Here is a 16675-nt window from a genome sequence, read left to right on the forward strand (position 1 = left end):
CGCCAAAGGCGTGCCGACGATACGCGGCGCAGCTCTGGTGCGACGGGACGGGCAGGCGCTGCGCGGCGGCTACGCCTTGATTCCGCGCCATCAACGCACGGCAACCGGAGCCCGCTGGAGCCGCCAGGACTACAGGCCCCGACACCTGCCTTGAAGCCCTGCCGCCCTCCATTGCCAACGCCCCCTTGATCGGAATCAATGTTGACGGCGGGGCGCTCGGGCACAACCTTCTGAGGGAACGCGGGAGAGTGTCGATGGTATCCGAGAACGACGAAACGCGGGGACTGCCCGCCGAGGTGTTGCGCACGGCCTGCGACCCGGCGCAGTTCTCCTTCCGCTCGACCGAGGAGCTGGAGACGCTCGACCACCTGATCGGGCAGGAGCGCGCGGTCGACGCGATCCGCCTCGCCGTCGAGATGCCGCATCGCGACTTCAACCTCTTCGTCCTCGGCCCCTCGGGGCTGGGCCGGCACTGGGCGGTCGACGTGCTCACCAAGGAGCGCGCCAAGGGCATGCCGGTGCCCGACGACTGGGCCTATGTCAACAATTTCGACGCCCCCGACCGGCCCCGCGCCCTGCGCCTGCCGCCGGGCATGGCGCAGAAGCTGAAACTGGCGATGCAGGGGCTGGTCGACGACCTCGCCGCCGAGATCCCGGCGCTGTTCGAATCCGACGAATACCAGAGCCAGCGCCACGCGCTGGACGAGGAATACGGCCAGCGCCAGGAAAGCGCGATGGCCGATTTCGCCGACAAGGCCAAGGCCGAGAACGTCGCCCTGCTGCGCACGCCGATGGGCTTCATGCTGGCCGCGATCCGCGACGGCCAGATCGTCAAGCCGGACGTCTACAACACCCTGTCCGAGAACGAGCAGGCCGAGATCGACGAAAAGATCGCCCGCCTGCAGGAGGAGCTGGGCGCGATCCTGCGCGAGGCGCCGAAGCTGGACAAGGAACTGCGCGGCAAGGTCACGGAACTGAACAAGGGCATGGCCGAACGCGCGGTCTCGGCCCATATCGACGACCTGCTGCCCGAGTTCGACGATTGCGAGTCGATCCAGAGCTACCTGGCCGAAGTGCGCCAGGACATGATCGCCAATGCCGAACTGTTCCTGGCCAAGCCACAGCAGAACGGCAATAGCGCCTTTCCCGAGGCGATCCGCAAATACCACCGCGAGCCGCAATTCGACCGCTACGTCGTCAATGTCATGGTGACGCGCGACGGCGATGCCGCCGAGGGCGCGCCGCTGGTCGCCGAGGAACTGCCGACGCTCGACCACCTGACCGGCCGGATCGAGCATGCCTCGCAGATGGGCACCCTGATCACCAATTTCACCATGATCAAGCCCGGCGCCCTGCACCGCGCCAATGGTGGCTTCCTGGTGCTTGACGCCCGGAGGGTGCTGAGCGAACCCTATGCCTGGGACGCGCTCAAACGCTGCCTGACCCACCGCTCGATCACCATCACCTCACTGGCCGAGCGGCTCAGCCTGGTCTCGACCACCTCGCTGCAGCCCGACCCGATCCCGCTCGACATCCGCGTCGTGTTGATCGGCGACCGGCGGCTGCACATGCTGCTGACGCTGCTCGACCCCGATTTCGCCGACCTGTTCAAGCTGCAGGCCGATTTCGAGGACGAGGTCGACCGCAGCCCCGAGAACATGGAGCTGCTGGCGCGGCTGGTCGCCACCCAGGCCCGGCGCGACGGCCTGCGTCCCCTGTCGGCCGGCGGCGTCGCGCGGCTGCTGGACGAGGCGGTGCGTCTGGCCGAGGACAGCAAGAAACTGTCGCTGCATCTGGGCGACCTGACCGACCTGCTGCGCGAGGCCGCCCATTACGCCGACCAGAACGGCAACGGCCTGATCGAGGCCGCCGACATCGACCGCGCCGTGCGCGAGAGCGACCGCCGCTCGGCCCGGATCCGCGACCGGATGCAGGAACAGATCGGCCGCCGGACGATCCTGATCGACACCGAGGGCGAGAAGGTCGGCCAGGTCAACGGCCTGTCGGTGATCAGCCTCGGCAAATACCGCTTCGGCCGGCCGTCGCGGATCACCGCGCGGACCCGGATGGGCTCGGGCAAGCTGGTCGATATCGAGCGCGAGGTCGAACTGGGCGGGCCCTTGCATTCCAAGGGCGTGCTGATCCTGTCGGGCTACCTGACCTCGACCTATGCGCTCGACGTGCCGTTCTCGCTCCATGCCAGCCTGGTCTTCGAGCAGAGCTATGGCGGGGTGGACGGCGACAGCGCCTCCTCGGCCGAGCTCTACGCCCTGCTCTCGGCCCTGTCCGGGGTGCCGATCAAGCAAGGCTTCGCCGTCACCGGCTCGGTCAACCAGCTGGGCGAGGTGCAGGCGATCGGCGGCATCAACGAGAAGATCGAGGGCTTCTACGACGCCTGCGCCGCGCGCGGCCTGACTGGCGCTCAGGGCGTGCTGATGCCGAAGGCGAATGTCGACCACCTGATGGTCCGGCCCGATATCGTCGAAGCCGCCGAGGCCGGCAAGTTCCGCATCCTGCCGGTCGAGAGCATCGACCAGGGCATCGCCTTGCTCACCGGCCGGGCGGCCGGCACGCGCGGGGCCGACGGCGCCTTCCCGGCCGACAGCATCAACGGGCGGGTCGAGGCCCAGCTGCGCGCCTTCGCCGACCTGCGCCGCGCCTACATGCGCAAGGCCGGCGAGAACGGCGGCAATGGAGGGGGAGAGGAGAAATGACCCGCGCCCCGCGCCAGCGGCAACGCATCCTGATCGGCGCCGGCAGCTTCGCCGATGCCGAAAGCGCGCTGCAACTGGCCGAGCGGATCGCCGGGCCGCTGGCCTCTGACCTGGGCGGGGTGATGATCGAGGATCGCCGGCTTGCCGAGCTGCTCGGCCAGCCCGGCTATCGCATCGTCACCGCCGCCGGCACGCTTGCCCCCGCCCCCAGCCGGCCCGAACTGCAACGGCTGGTCGCCGCCCAGGCCCGCGCCTTCGAGGCCGGGCTGGCCCGGCTGGCCGCCGCCCGGGCGCTGCACTGGTCCTTCGAGCGCCGCGCCGGCGAGCTGGTCAGCAGCCTCTGCGCCGCCGCCCATGGCTGGGACCTGCTGGTCGTCGGCCATCGCGCCCTGCACCGCCGCCTCGGCCCGGTCGTGCTGCTGAGCCCGCCGGCAGCCTCTGCGGCCCCGGCGCTGGCCGAAACGGTCGCCACCGCGCTGCACAGCCATGTCGTCGCGCTCGATGCCCCGGCCCCGGACAGCCCCGGCGCCGAGGCGGCGCTGCTCGACGCGGTGTCGCGCCGCCATGCCGCCGCCGTGGTGCTCGACCTCGGCACCGGCCCGCTGCATGGCGAGGAACAGCTGCGCCACCTGATCGAGGCCGCCCGCTGCCCGGTTCTGGTGCTGGGGGTCGACCGGCCGGAAGCCACAGGGGCCGCACCGGCCGGAAACCCGCCGAACGGCGCCGGCTGAGCCCTTGCCCCGCCGCGCCGGGCCTGCCAGACCTGCGCCCGAGCCCGGCAGACAAGGAGACCCCGATGGCCAAGGCAATTCACAGCATGATCCGCGTCCTCGACGAGGCGCGCTCGGTCGCGTTCTACGAAACGGCCTTCGGCCTCAAGGTCGTCGACCGGCTGCCGTTCGAGAGTTTCACCCTGCTCTACCTCGCCAATGACGAAAGCACCTTCGAGCTGGAACTGACCGTCAATGCCGGCCGGGCCGAGCCCTACGAGCTGGGCGATGGCTACGGCCACCTCGCGGTGTCGGTCGAGGATCTCGCCGCCGAGCATGCCCGGCTGACCGAAGCCGGGCTCGCACCGCGCCAGATCGTCGAATTCGCCCCGGCCGGCGCGGTGATCGCGCGGTTCTTCTTCATCGCCGACCCGGACGGCTACCAGATCGAGGTGCTGCAACGCGGCGGGCGGTACCTGTAGGCTGCAGGCCAGCGTTCGACGCCCCCTCGCGCAGTTTGCCCTGCAGATCGGGCGACTCTCCACCGGCGTCCTTTCGCCGCCTGCCCTTCCGCCTCCCCCTTGCCGCCCCGGCCGATCCAACGCAGGATCGCCATTGCGTGAACAGCGAGGGTCATCATGGGCTGGCAGGATTATCTCGACCGCGAACAGGACCGGTTCGTCGCCGAACTCAAGGACTTCGTCCGCATCCCCTCGGTCTCGGCCAAGCCCGAGAACGCGGGCGACGTCGCCGCCGCCGCCGACTGGGTGGCGGCGCGGCTGACGAAGGCGGGGATGGAACATGCCGAGGTCATCCCCTCGGCCGGGCACCCGGTGGTCTATGCCGACTGGCTCCATGCCGGGGCGGACAAGCCGACGGTGCTGATCTACGGCCATTTCGACGTCCAGCCGGCCGAACCGCTGGAGCTGTGGACCTCGCCGCCCTTCGAGCCGCAGGTCCGCGACGACCGGCTCTACGGCCGCGGCGCCTCGGACGACAAGGGCGGCATGTTCATCCCGATCCTCGCCGCCGAGGCGCTGCTGGCCGAGACCGGCGCCCTGCCGGTCAACGTCAAGTTCTTCTTCGAGGGCCAGGAGGAGATCGGCTCGCCCGACCTGCCGCCTGTCGTCGAAGCCAATGCCGAGCGGCTCAAGGCCGACACGATCTTCTCGTCCGACGGGCTGCAATGGCGCGAGGACATGCCGCAGATCGTGCTGGCGCTGAAGGGGCTGGTATCGCTCGAGATCACCGTCACCGGGCCACGCGGCGACCTGCATTCCGGGCTCCATGGTGGCGGCATCGCCAACCCGGCGCAGGCGCTGTCGCACATCCTCGCCTCGCTGAAGTCGCTGGACGGGATGATCGCGGTCGAGGGCTTCTACGACGACGTCCTGCCGCTGAGCGCCGCCGACCGCGCCGCCATCGCCCGCGTGCCCTATGACGAGGCCGCCTACCTGGCCGAGACCGGCGCCCCGGCGCCGTTCGGCGAACCGGGCTATTCCACGCGCGAACGGCTCTGGGCCCGGCCGACGCTGGACATCAACGGGCTGACCAGCGGCTGGCAGGGGGCGGGCACCAAGACCGTGCTGCCCTCCAAGGCCAGCGCCAAGATCACCTGCCGGCTGGTCGCCAACCAGTCGCCGGAGCGGATCTTCGAGCGGATCAGGGCCCATGTCGAGGCACATACCCCGGCCGGCGTCAGCGTCGAGGTGGCCCGCCTGCCCGGCCGCGCCGATCCCTTCCTCGTGCCCGCCGGCCACAACGCCACCGCCGCGGCGGCGCAGGTGCTGGAAGAGGTCTACGGCAAAGCCCCCTACCAGACCCGCGCCGGGGGCTCGATCCCGGTGATGACGACGCTGCTGGAGACGCTCGGCGTCCACGCGGTGATGTTCGGCTTCTCCCATGACGACGAGAACCTGCACGCGCCGGACGAGTTCTTCCGCCTCTCCGCCTTCCGCCGCGGCCAGACCGCCTATGCGAAGCTGCTGGAAAAGCTCGGCGGGGCCTGAGCGGTGGACAGGCTGTCGGTGATGCGCGCCTTCTGCCGGATCGTCGAGCGCGAGAGCTTCGCCCGGGCGGCCGAGGATCTGGGCGTCTCGCCGGCGCTGCTCAGCCGCGAGGTCAAGCTGCTCGAGGACAGCCTCGGCTGCACCCTGCTCAGCCGCACCACCCGCAGCATGTCGCTGACCGGGCACGGCCGGCTTTACTACAGCGAGGCCCAGCGCGTGCTGGCCGAGATCGCGGCGCTGGAGGACAGCGTCCGTGCCGGTGCCGCCACCCCGCGCGGCCCCCTGCGGATCAACGTGCCGCATTCCTTCGGCACCACGGCGCTGAGCCCGCTCTTGCCGCGTTTCATGGCCGAGTTCCCGGAGATCGCGCTGGACCTGAGTTTCGAGGACCGCGTCGTCGACATGATCGAGGGCGGCTACGACCTGTCGATCCGGATCCGGCCCTGGCTGCCCGATTCCAACCTCACCGCCCGCGCCATCGCCCCGGTGCGTCAGCGCCTCTACGCTTCGCCCGCCTATCTGGAGCGCCACGGCACCCCGGAAACGCCGGACGACCTGACCGGCCATGCCCAGATCAGCTTCCAGCTTTCCGAGGATGCCGACAGCTGGACCCTGACCGGTCCGGAAGGCGCGGCGCGGGTGCCGCTGCGGCCGAAGCTGCGGCTGGGCAGCAGCCTGGTGCTGCGCGACCTGCTGATCGCCGGGCAGGGCATCGGCTCGCTGCCCGATTTCATCGCCGACGCGCCCGAGGCCGAAGGGCTGCTGCAATGCGTCCTGCCCGGGCACGAGCTCGCCCGGCGCCACGTCTATGCCGTCACCGCCAACCGGCTCGGCGCCGACGCCAAGACCCTCGCCTTCGTCGAGTTCCTGCGCGCCGCCCTGCGCCGGGAGTGACATTCTTCAACCCGCGTAAAGAATGACTTGCCGCCGCGCCGGTTAATCTGGGCGCCGCTTCGCCGCATCTTCCGGGCCAACCCAATCCAGCCCCAGGAGGAAGCCATGACCCGGGTTCTCGTTCTCTACTATTCCAGCTACGGCCATGTCCGCAGCCTTGCCGAGGCCTCGGCCGAGGGCGCGCGCAGCGTCGCCGGCACCACGGTCGACATCCGCCGCGTGCCCGAGACCGTGCCGCAGGCGATCCGCGAGGCCGCCGGCTATGCCCCGGACGACACGGCCGAGGCCAAGGTCTCGGAGCTGCCGGATTACGATGCGATCCTCTTCGGCACGCCGACGCGCTTCGGCAACATGGCGGCGCAGATGAAGCAGTTCCTCGACATGGCCGGCGGGCTCTGGGCGCGGAACGCGCTGGTCGGCAAGGTCGGCGCCGTCTTCACCTCGACCGGTTCGCAGCATGGCGGGCACGAGGCGGCGGTGCTGTCGACCCAGGTGCCGCTGCAGCATTTCGGCATGTTGATTGCCGGCCTGCCCTACACCTTCGCCGCCCAGATGGAGAAGGGCACGGTGCTGGGCGGCTCGCCCTATGGCGCCGGCACCATCGCCGGGGCGGACGGCTCGTTGCAACCGACCGAGATCGACCTCGCCGGCGCCCGCTTCCAGGGCCGCCACGTCGCCGAGATCGCCCGCCGGCTGGCGCTGAGCCCGGCCGATCAGCGCGAGGTGGCATGATGGCCGTGACCGTCGATTTCTTCCATGACGTGGTCTGCGGCTGGTGTTTCAACATCTCGCCGCGGCTGCGGCTGCTGGCCGCCGAATTCGCGCTCGACATCCGCCACCATTGCTTCGTGCTGCAGGACAGCCCGGCGCAGATGGCGGCGGTGTTCGGCTCGCTGCCCCGGTCCAAGCAGGTGATCCTCGCCCATTGGGCCGCCTGCCGCGACGCCAGCGAGCGGCCCGAGGCCTTCAACATCGACGCCATGCGCGATGCGCCGTTCGACTATCCCCACGGCTTGCCCGGCGCGCTGGCCTGCAAGGCGGCCGAGCGGCTGGAGGGCCAGGACGGCCACTGGCGGATGTTCGATGCCGTCCAGCGCGCCCATATCACCGCGGCGCGCAACGTCGCCGATCCCGAGCTGCTGGTGGAGCTGGCGGCCGAGGCCGGCTTCGACCGCGTCGCCTTCCGCACCGCCCAGGCCGACCCGGCGACCCGCGCCCTTGTCGAAGCCGACCGAAGGCTGGCCCGCCAGTTGCAGGTCAGCTCGGTCCCCACCGTGATCCTGCGCGACAGCGGCCACCGGCTGGTCAACGCCCCGCTGGCCGAGTTGCGTGCCCAGCTCACCGCCGCGCTGCCGGAACTGCGCGCATCCTGAACCGACCGGAGGCTCCCATGGCCCGTCCCGCCGACATCCTCAGCACTGCCCTCGCCCCCGCTATCTGGGGCAGCACCTATTACGTTACCACCCAGTTCCTGCCGCCCGGCCACCCGGTGACGCTGGCGGCGCTGCGGGCGCTGCCGGCCGGGCTGCTCCTGCTGCTCGTCGTGCGGCGGCTGCCGGGGCGCGACTGGCTCGGCCGCCTCCTCGTGCTGGGGGCGCTCAACTTCGCGGTGTTCTGGGCGCTGCTCTTCGTCGCCGCCTACCGCCTGCCCGGCGGCGTCGCCGCGACGCTGGGCGCGACCCAGGCGCTGATCGTGATCGGGCTGTCGCGCGGGTTGCTGGGCATGCCGGTCCGCCCGGCCCCGGTGCTGGCGGCGCTGGCCGGGGTCGCGGGCGTCGGGCTGATGGTGCTCGGCCCCTCGGCCGCGCTCGACCCGGTCGGGCTGGCGGCCGGCATCGGCGGCGCGGCGTCGATGGCCGCCGGCACGGTGCTGAGCCGCAAGTGGCAGCCGCCGGTGCCGCCGCTGACCTTCACCGCCTGGCAGCTGACCGCCGGCGGACTGCTGCTGGCACCGCTGGCGCTGGTCACCGAACCGCCGCTCGCCGCCCTGAGCCCCCGCGCCCTCGGCGGCATCCTCTACCTCACCCTGATCGGCGCCGCCGCGACCTATTTCCTCTGGTTTCGCGGCCTTGCCCGGCTGGCCCCCTCGGCCGCCGCCATGCTCGGGATGATGAGCCCGCTGACGGCGATGCTGCTGGGCTGGCTCCTGCTCGGCCAGAGCCTGACCCCGGTGCAGCTGGCCGGCGCGGCGGTGGTTCTGGGCTCGGTCTGGCTGGGGCAAAGGCGGGGGCCCCGGCCCGGCGGAGCCCTGCCGAAAGCTGCAACACAAGCCGCGTAGCCGTGTTGCAGGGGTTCACATCGCCGCTCCGAGGGTTATCTGTGGAGCAGAAATCCCCCGGTCGGAGGCCCGCAAACCATGAAGACATTCGCGCTCGCCGCCGCGCTCAGCCTCGCGGCCTTCGCCACGCAGGCCGCCGCCCTGCCGCCCTTGACGAGCGACAACCATGTCATGGGCCAGCTGGTCGCCGCCCGCGTCGCCGACCGCATCCGCCATGCCTGCCCGACCATCTCGGGCCGCCTCGTCACCGCCTTCTTCAAGGCCGAGGCGCTGAAGAGCTACGCGCTGAACAAGGGCTATAGCGGGGACGAGATCAAGGCCTTCCTCAAGGACCCGGCGGCGAAGAAGCTGGTCAAGGACGGCGCCGAGCATTACCTGGCCAAGAACGGCGCCAAGGACGGCCAGCCCAGGAGCTTCTGCAAGCTCGGCGAGGCCGAGATCGCCTCGAACTCCCTGATCGGATCGCTGCTGCGCGCCCATTGAGCGACCGCACAGAACCGAAACCGCAGCCGCCGCGCCCGCCCGGGCGCGGCGTTTTGCTGTCCGGCAACGGGCCATGGCCGCGCACGATCGCGTGATTGCCCAAAACATCCATATTGATGTTTGACATATCACTTCTACTGATATTAACGTGCATCTCGACAGGTAGAATCGGCAGACCACATGATCACATCCGCACAGATGCGCGCCGCGCGGGCCCTGCTCGGGATCGACCAGAAGACGCTGGCCCAGCGCGCCGGGGTCTCGGTCCCCACCATCCAGCGGATGGAGGCCAGCGGCGGCAATGTGCGCGGCGTGGTCGACAGCCTGATCAAGGTCGTCGACGCGCTGAACGCCTCAGGCGTCGAGCTGATCGGCGATGGCGCCCAGAGCCTGTCGGGAGGCCGCGGCGTGCGGTTGATGGAAGCGGCGGCCCGGCCCGAAACCGGCGGGACCGGAAAGGAGGGCGATGCTGACTGAGCTGGCCGCGCTGTGCGTTGCCGCGCTGCTGACCCTGTCGGCGGCGGCTGTCGTGCTGCCTGCAAACCCGCGCAGCTCGGCCCTGCTCTACGGCGCCACCAGCCTGCCCAGCCTCGGCGCCGCCCTGATCGGCCTCGCCCAGCTCGCCGGCGGCCAAGCTTCCGGCCTCGTCCTGCCCCTCGGCCTGCCCTGGCTCGGCGCCCATCTTCGGCTCGACGCTCTTGCCGCCTTCTTCCTGCTCGTCATCGGTATCGGCGGGGCGGCGGCCAGCCTCTATGCCATCGGTTACGGCCGTGACGAGCCCGAGCCGGGCCGGACCCTGCCGTTCTTTCCCGGCTTCATCGGCGCGATGCTGCTGGTGGTGCTGGCCGACGACGCGTTCACCTTCCTGATGTCTTGGGAGGTGATGTCGCTTCTGTCCTGGGCGCTGGTGCTGACCCGGCACCGCGAGGACCAGACCCGCTCGGCCGCGACGCTCTACCTGACCATGGCCGCCGCCGGCACGATGTCGCTGCTGCTTGCCTTCGGCCTGCTGGCCGGCTCGGGCGCCTATGCCTTCGAGACGATCCGCGCCACGCCGCATTCGCCCCTGATCGCCACCGCGATCCTCGGGCTGATGCTGGTCGGCGCCGGCTCGAAGGCCGGGCTGGCGCCGCTGCACCTGTGGCTACCCGAGGCCCATCCCGCCGCCCCCAGCCACGTCTCCGCGCTGATGAGCGGGGTGATGACCAAGGTCGCGGTCTACGGCTTCCTGCGCGTCGTCTTCGACCTCGCCGGGCCGCTGCCGTGGTGGGCCAGCGCCGCCGTCATCCTGATCGGCGCCGGCACCGCCGTGCTCGGCATCCTCAACGCCCTGATGGCGGACGACAGCAAGCGGGCGCTGGCCTATTCGACGATCGAGAATATCGGCGTCATCTTCGCCGCCCTCGGCCTGGCGCTGGCCTTCCGCGCCAACGGCATGGAGGCGGCGGCCGCGCTGGCGCTGAGCGCGGCCTTGTTCCACATCTTCAACCACATGGCCTTCAAGAGCCTGCTGTTCATGGGCGCCGGCGCGGTGCTGCACGCCACGGGCACGCGGGCGCTGGACCGGCTCGGCGGGCTGATCCACCGGATGCCGGTCACCAGCGCGCTGACGCTGATCGGCGTCACCGCGATCTCGGCCCTGCCGCCGCTGAACGGCTTCGCCTCGGAATGGCTGGTGTTCCAGTCGGTGCTGAAAAGCCCCGACCTGCCGCAGCCCGTGCTGCAGATCATCGTCCCGGCCGCCGGCGGCTTGCTGGCGCTGGCCGCCGCGCTGGCCGCCGCCGCCTTCGTCCGGCTCTACGGCCTCGCCTTTCTCGGCCGGCCGCGCAGCCCCGAGGCCGAGACCGCGCATGAGGTCGACCGCTTCATGCTGACCGCGATGGGCGCGCTGGCGGCGCTCTGCGTGATCGCCGGCATCGTGCCGGCGCTGGTGCTCGACCGGCTCGCCCCGGCGGCGGAGCTGCTGACAACCGCCCGGCTGCCGCTGCAATCCGGCCAGCCCTGGCTGACCCTGGTGCCGATCGCCGAGGCGCGCAGCACCTACAACCCGCTCTTGGTCTTCGCCTTCATCGCCGTCACCGGCTGGGCCGCCGCCTGGGCCGCCCACCGCTTCGGCTCCCGCGCGCTGCGCCGCGGCCCGGCCTGGGATTGCGGCTTCCCCAATGCCGACCCGGCGACGCAATACGGCGCCGGCAGCTTCGCCCAGCCGCTGCGCCGGGTGCTGGGCCCGGTGCTGCTGCGCGCCAGCGAGGAGGTCGAGATGCCGCCACCCGGCGACAGCCGCCCGGCGCGCCACCGTGTCACCAGCCATGACGTAATCCGCGAAACCCTCTACCAGCCGCTCACCGCAGCGGTCTGGCGCATCGCCACCGTCGCCAACCGGCTGCAATTCCTCACCATCCGCCGCTATCTCAGCCTCGTCATGGGGGCGCTGGTCGGCCTGCTTCTGGTGCTGGCGCTATGGCAATGATCGCGAATCTCGCCATCCAGGGGCTGCAGATGCTGCTGGTCGTCGCCCTGGCGCCGGGGCTGGTCGGGCTGGTGCGCAAGGTGAAGGCGCGGCTGATGCGGCGGCGCGGGGCCTCGGTGCTGCAGCCCTATCGCGACATCGCCCGGCTGCTGCGCAAGGAGGTGGTGCTGGCCGAGAACGCCTCGTGGCTGTTCCGCGCCGCCCCCTACCTGATCTTCGCCGCGACCTGGGTCGCCGCCGCGCTGGTGCCGACCTTCGCCACCGGGCTGCAATTCAGCTGGACCGCCGACCTGATCGCCCTCGTCGCCCTGCTCGGCAGCGCCCGCTTCTTCCTCGCGCTGGCGGGGATGGATGTCGGCACCCCCTTCGGCGGGTTGGGGTCGAGCCGCGAGATGATGATCGCGGCGATGGCCGAGCCGGCGATGCTGCTGACCGTCTTCGCCGTGGCGCTGGTGGCGGGCTCGACCCAGCTCTCGACCGTGGTGCAGGTGATGGCGACGGGGGTCGGCCTGCGGGTCTCGCTCGGCATGGCACTGATCGCGCTGATCATCGTGGCGCTGGCCGAGAACGCCCGGATCCCGGTCGACAATCCCGCGACCCACCTCGAGCTGACCATGGTGCACGAGGCGATGGTGCTGGAATATTCCGGCCGCCACCTGGCGATGATCGAGATCGCGGCGGCGCTGAAGCTGCTGCTCTACGTCTCGCTGATCGCCTGCGTCTTCCTGCCCTGGGGCATCGCGCAGGAGGGCGACGGCGGGATGGCGCTGCTGACCGGCCTCGCGCTCTACCTCGTCAAGCTCGCCGGCGGCGGCGTCGCCCTCGCCGTCTTCGAGACCTCGATCGCCAAGATGCGCGTCTTCCGGGTGCCCGACTACCTGGGCGCCGCGCTGATGCTGGGGCTGCTGGGCACGCTGCTGCTGTTCGTTTCGAGGAACCTGTAGATGGAAGCCCTGCACCCGACCAACGGCATCGCCTTCGACCTCGCCCATCTGCTGGCCGGCGGGCTGGTGCTGGTCAGCTTCATGATGATCTACCAGGACCGGCTCTACGCCCTGCTCAACACCTTCGCGCTGCAGGCGCTGGTGCTGACCGGCGCGGTCGCCTGGCAGGCCCATGTCCAGGGCGCCGAGCACCTCTACCTCACCGCCGCCATCGCCCTGATCTTCAAGGCGATCATCATCCCCGGCGCGCTGCACCGCATCGTCCAGCGGCTCGGCATCCACCGCGAGGTCGAGCAGGTGGTCGGCACCGGGCTGACCATGCTGGCGGGCATGGGGCTGGTCGCCCTGTCCATCGTGCTGATGCTCGGGCTGACCCCGGGCGCCGACGCCTTCGCGCGCGAGGACCTGGCCTTCGCCCTCTCGGTCATCCTGCTGGGTCTTCTGATGATGGTGACGCGGCGCAACGCGGTCAGCCAGGTGGTCGGCTTCATGTCGCTGGAAAACGGGCTGATCCTCGCCGCCGCCGGCGCCAAGGGGATGCCGCTGGTGGTCGAGATCACCGTCGCGTTCTCGATCCTGATCGCCTTCATCGTCATCGGCGTCTTCCTGTTCCGCATCCGCGAACGCTTCGACACCGTCGATCTCGGCGCGCTCGACAGTTTCCGGGGAGAGCGGCGATGACCCCCGTCCTGCTGACCCTCGCCATACCGCTGCTGGCCGCCGGCCTGCTGGCGCTGCTGCCGGGCTACCGGCTGGGCGCCCGGCTCAACGTGCTGGCCAGCCTGCTGACCTTCGCCGCCGCCGCCGCGCTCTTCGTGCTGCCGCGGCCCGCGGCCGGCGATTACCTGCTGGTCGACGACCTCAACATCGTCTTCCTGGTGCTCAACTGCTTCGTCGGCCTGACCGCGGCCCTGTTCTCGGCCAGCTATATCGGCCACGAGATCGAGACCGGCAAGCTGACGCCGACATATCTGCGCTTCTACCACGCCATGTACCAGCTGATGATGTTCGGCATGAACCTCGCGCTGGCCTCGAACAATATCGGCCTGATGTGGGTGGCGATCGAGCTGGCGACGCTGACCACGGTGCTGATGGTCGGCATCTACCGCACCCACGAGGCGCTGGAAGCGGCGTGGAAATACTTCATCCTCGGCTCGGTCGGCATCGCGCTGGCGCTGTTCGGCACCATCCTCGTCTATATCGCGGCCCAGCCGGTGCTGGGCGCCGGCACGCCGGCGATGGTCTGGACCAAGCTCGTCGGCGCGGCGTCGCGCTTCGATCCGGCGCTGCTCAACCTCGCCTTCGTCTTCCTGCTGCTGGGCTACGGCACCAAGGTCGGCCTCGCGCCGCTGCACGCCTGGCTGCCCGACGCCCATGCCGAGGGGCCGACGCCGATTTCCGCCGTGCTGTCGGGGCTCTTGCTCAACGTCGCGCTCTATGCCGTGCTGCGCTTCAAGATGCTGATGGCGGCCCAGCCCGAGGCCCTCGCCCCCGGCCCGCTGATGGTCGGCATGGGACTGCTGTCGCTGATCTTCGCCGCCTTCATGCTCTACCGCCGGCGCGATATCAAACGGCTGTTCGCCTATTCCTCGATCGAGCATATGGGGATCATCACCTTCGCCTTCGGCATGGGCGGGCCGCTGGCCAATTTCGCCGGCCTCTTGCACATGGTGATGCACAGCCTGACCAAGTCGGCGATCTTCTTCTCGGTCGGCCATGTCGCCCAGATCAAGGGCAGCCAGAAGATCGAGGAGATCAAGGGCCTGAGCCAGAGCCACCCCGCCCTCGGCTGGGGCCTCGCCCTTGGCGTGCTGGCGATCGCCGGGATGCCGCCCTTCGGCGTCTTTCTCAGCGAATTCCTCGTCGTCACCACCACCTTCGCCCGCGCGCCGCTGCTGGCGGCGCTGCTGGTGCTGGGGCTGCTGGTCGCCTTCGGCGCGCTGCTCATCCGCCTGACCGGCTTCGTCTTCGGCGAACCGACGGGCAGCACCCAGCCGGCCAAGGCTTCGCTGGCGCCGCTCTACCTGCACATGGCGCTGGTGCTGCTGGCCGGGCTGCATCTGCCGGGCGCGGTGGTGGAATGGTTCCAGGCCGTCGCGCGGCTGCTGGGGTAGGATCATGGCACTCACCGGTCTCATCGACACCTCCGCACAGGCCGCCCGCTCGGGCCCGATGCCGCGCCACGACGTGACGCGCGCGCAATGGACGGCTGTCGCCGAAGCCCTCGGCCGCGGCGAGGCGACGCTGCTCGGCCTCTGGGCCCACGAGCAGACCGTCTTCATGGCGCTGAATGCGCCGGGCACCCACTGGCTCGGCCTGCTGGCGCTGGAAACCGACGGGACCTTCCCCTCGGTCGGCCTGCACCACGCCCCGGCCCAGCGCCTCGAACGGGCGATCCGCGACCTGCACGGGCTGGCGCCCGAGGGCGCGCCCGACAGCCGGCCCTGGCTCGACCATGGCCGCTGGGGGATCGGCCAGCCGCTCGCCGCGCCCGGCCCGGCGCGCGAACCGGGCTACGATTTCCTCCCGGTCGAGGGCGAGAGCCTGCACCAGGTGCCGGTCGGCCCGGTCCATGCCGGCGTCATCGAGCCCGGCCATTTCCGCTTCACCGCCCAGGGCGAGACGGTGGTGCGGCTGGAAGAGCGGCTGGGCTATGTCCACAAGGGGATCGAGGGGCTGATGGCCGGCGCCAGCCCGGGCCGCGGCGCCGAGCTGGCGGCCCGGACCTCGGGCGACAGCACCGTCGCCTATGGCTGGGCCTATGCCCAGGCGGTCGAGGCGGCACTGGCCGTCGAGGTGCCTCCGCGGGCGGTGATGCTGCGGGCGCTGATGGCCGAACTGGAACGGCTGGCCAACCACCTCGGCGATATCGGCGCGATCTGCAACGACGCCGCCTTCGCGATGATGCTGGCCCATTGCGGCGCATTGCGCGAGCAGGTGCTGCGCGCGGCACAGGCCGCCTTCGGCCACCGCTTCATGCGCGACCTGATCCAACCCGGCGGCGTCAGCCGCGACCTGACGCCCGACGGCGCCGCCGCCCTGCGGAGCACGCTGGACGGGATCGCCCGCCGCTTCCCGCGCCTGGTCGAGCTTTATGACAGCACCGCCTCGCTGCTCGACCGCACCGTCGGCACCGGCCGGCTGTCGCCCGCGCTCGCCGCCCGCTTCGGCGCCGGCGGCCATGTCGGCCGCGCCTCGGGCCGCGCCTTCGACGCCCGTCGCGCCCTGCCCTACGGCCCCTATGACCGGCTGGAGTTCTCGGTCCCCTGCCGCGAAGACGGCGACGTCAACGCCCGGATCTGGATCCGGATCGAGGAGGTGAAGCAGTCGCTGGCCTTGCTGGACCAGATCCTCGCCGCCCTGCCCGACGGCCCGCTGCCCGACAGTCCGTTGGCCGCGGCCCTGCCCGAACCGGGCGAGCCGCGCGAAGGGCTGGGGCTGGCCGAGGGCTTCCGCGGCGACATCCTGGTCTGGCTGGCGCTGAACGCCGACGGCAGCATCGCCCGCTGCCACCTGCGCGATCCGTCCTGGTTCCAGTGGCCGCTGATGGAGGCGGCGATCGAGGGCAACATCATCGCCGACTTCCCGCTGATCAACAAATCCTTCAACTGTTCCTATTCGGGGCATGACCTGTGATGCGACGTTTCCTGCTCGAAGGCCTGCTGCGAAAGCCCCTCACCGAACCGGCGGACACCCTGCCCGGCACCGCGGAAATCGACACGCTCGGCGCCGACCTGGCCGCCGCGGCCAAGCGCAAGCTGGGCCGCAGCCTGGCGATCCGCGCCGTCGATGCCGGCTCGTGCAACGGCTGCGAGCTGGAAATCCACGCCCTGTCGAACGCCTATTACGACTTGGAGCGCTTCGGGCTGCACATCGTCGCCTCGCCGCGCCATGCCGACGTGCTGCTGGTCACCGGGCCGGTGACGAAGACCATGGAGGAGGCACTGCGGCGGACCTACGAGGCGATGCCGGCGCCGAAATGGGTGGTGGCGGCGGGCGATTGCGCCCGCGACGGCGGCTGCTTCGCCGGCAGCTACGCGGTGATGGGCGGCGTCGGCAAGGTGCTGCCGGTCGACCTGGTGATCCCCGGCTGCCCGCCGACGCCGGCCGACCTGCTGCGCGGATTGCTGAAGGTGCTGGAGGCGGCGGGACGAAACGGAGCTTCCTAGCTGC

Annotated in this window: 16 protein-coding genes; all 16 read left to right on the top strand. The window is 70.7% G+C overall.

The annotated features are described in order from the left end of the window. The first annotated feature begins 254 nt into the window (after positions 1–254). The 16 genes from ACFOES_RS14150 to ACFOES_RS14225 all read left to right on the top strand — a co-directional run bounded on the left by ACFOES_RS14150 (position 255) and on the right by ACFOES_RS14225 (position 16671). A complete protein-coding gene (locus ACFOES_RS14150; protein WP_377833954.1) occupies positions 255–2714 on the top strand; it encodes a Lon protease family protein in 2460 nt (819 codons plus the stop codon). Beyond that, positions 2711–3445, top strand: a complete 735-nt coding sequence (locus ACFOES_RS14155; protein WP_377833955.1) for a hypothetical protein — start codon at positions 2711–2713, stop codon at positions 3443–3445. Before ACFOES_RS14150 ends, ACFOES_RS14155 begins: the two co-directional genes overlap by 4 nt. A 65-nt stretch (positions 3446–3510) precedes the next feature. Continuing rightward, complete coding sequence (locus ACFOES_RS14160; RefSeq protein ID WP_377833956.1) at positions 3511–3906, top strand: VOC family protein; 396 nt, start codon at positions 3511–3513, stop codon at positions 3904–3906. Positions 3907–4062: 156 nt separating this feature from the next. Then, positions 4063–5433: a dipeptidase gene (locus ACFOES_RS14165; RefSeq protein WP_377833957.1), complete on the top strand. Its 1371-nt coding sequence runs from the start codon at positions 4063–4065 to the stop codon at positions 5431–5433. Between the two features lie 3 nt (positions 5434–5436). Continuing rightward, a complete protein-coding gene (locus ACFOES_RS14170) occupies positions 5437–6327 on the top strand; it encodes a LysR family transcriptional regulator (RefSeq protein WP_377833958.1) in 891 nt (296 codons plus the stop codon). Positions 6328–6432: 105 nt separating this feature from the next. Next, positions 6433–7059, top strand: a complete 627-nt coding sequence (wrbA, locus tag ACFOES_RS14175) for an NAD(P)H:quinone oxidoreductase (RefSeq protein ID WP_377833959.1) — start codon at positions 6433–6435, stop codon at positions 7057–7059. After that, positions 7056–7700: a DsbA family oxidoreductase gene (locus ACFOES_RS14180; RefSeq protein WP_377833960.1), complete on the top strand. Its 645-nt coding sequence runs from the start codon at positions 7056–7058 to the stop codon at positions 7698–7700. Before wrbA ends, ACFOES_RS14180 begins: the two co-directional genes overlap by 4 nt. A 17-nt stretch (positions 7701–7717) precedes the next feature. Further along, a complete protein-coding gene (locus ACFOES_RS14185) occupies positions 7718–8605 on the top strand; it encodes an EamA family transporter (protein WP_377833961.1) in 888 nt (295 codons plus the stop codon). A gap of 78 nt (positions 8606–8683) precedes the next feature. After that, complete coding sequence (locus ACFOES_RS14190) at positions 8684–9088, top strand: DUF5333 domain-containing protein (protein ID WP_377833962.1); 405 nt, start codon at positions 8684–8686, stop codon at positions 9086–9088. Positions 9089–9268: 180 nt separating this feature from the next. Continuing rightward, positions 9269–9565: a helix-turn-helix domain-containing protein gene (locus ACFOES_RS14195; RefSeq protein ID WP_377833963.1), complete on the top strand. Its 297-nt coding sequence runs from the start codon at positions 9269–9271 to the stop codon at positions 9563–9565. After that, entirely contained in the window at positions 9555–11558 is a 2004-nt protein-coding gene (gene hyfB, locus ACFOES_RS14200) for a hydrogenase 4 subunit B (protein ID WP_377833964.1), read from the top strand. The genes ACFOES_RS14195 and hyfB overlap by 11 nt, the downstream gene beginning before the upstream one ends. Next, entirely contained in the window at positions 11549–12502 is a 954-nt protein-coding gene (locus ACFOES_RS14205) for a respiratory chain complex I subunit 1 family protein (RefSeq protein WP_377833965.1), read from the top strand. Before hyfB ends, ACFOES_RS14205 begins: the two co-directional genes overlap by 10 nt. After that, positions 12503–13183: a hydrogenase-4 component E gene (locus ACFOES_RS14210; protein WP_377833966.1), complete on the top strand. Its 681-nt coding sequence runs from the start codon at positions 12503–12505 to the stop codon at positions 13181–13183. Beyond that, positions 13180–14616, top strand: coding sequence for a hydrogenase 4 subunit F (locus tag ACFOES_RS14215; RefSeq protein WP_377833967.1), 1437 nt, complete (start codon positions 13180–13182; stop codon positions 14614–14616). The genes ACFOES_RS14210 and ACFOES_RS14215 overlap by 4 nt, the downstream gene beginning before the upstream one ends. 4 nt (positions 14617–14620) lie before the next feature. Further along, positions 14621–16138, top strand: a complete 1518-nt coding sequence (locus ACFOES_RS14220) for a hydrogenase large subunit (RefSeq protein ID WP_377833968.1) — start codon at positions 14621–14623, stop codon at positions 16136–16138. Further along, on the top strand, positions 16138–16671 hold the full coding sequence (locus ACFOES_RS14225; protein WP_377833969.1) for an NADH-quinone oxidoreductase subunit B family protein: 534 nt from the start codon (positions 16138–16140) through the stop codon (positions 16669–16671). Before ACFOES_RS14220 ends, ACFOES_RS14225 begins: the two co-directional genes overlap by 1 nt. The last annotated feature ends 4 nt before the right edge of the window (positions 16672–16675 follow it).

Source organism: Acidimangrovimonas pyrenivorans (assembly GCF_042643245.1).
Classification (GTDB): domain Bacteria; phylum Pseudomonadota; class Alphaproteobacteria; order Rhodobacterales; family Rhodobacteraceae; genus Acidimangrovimonas; species Acidimangrovimonas pyrenivorans.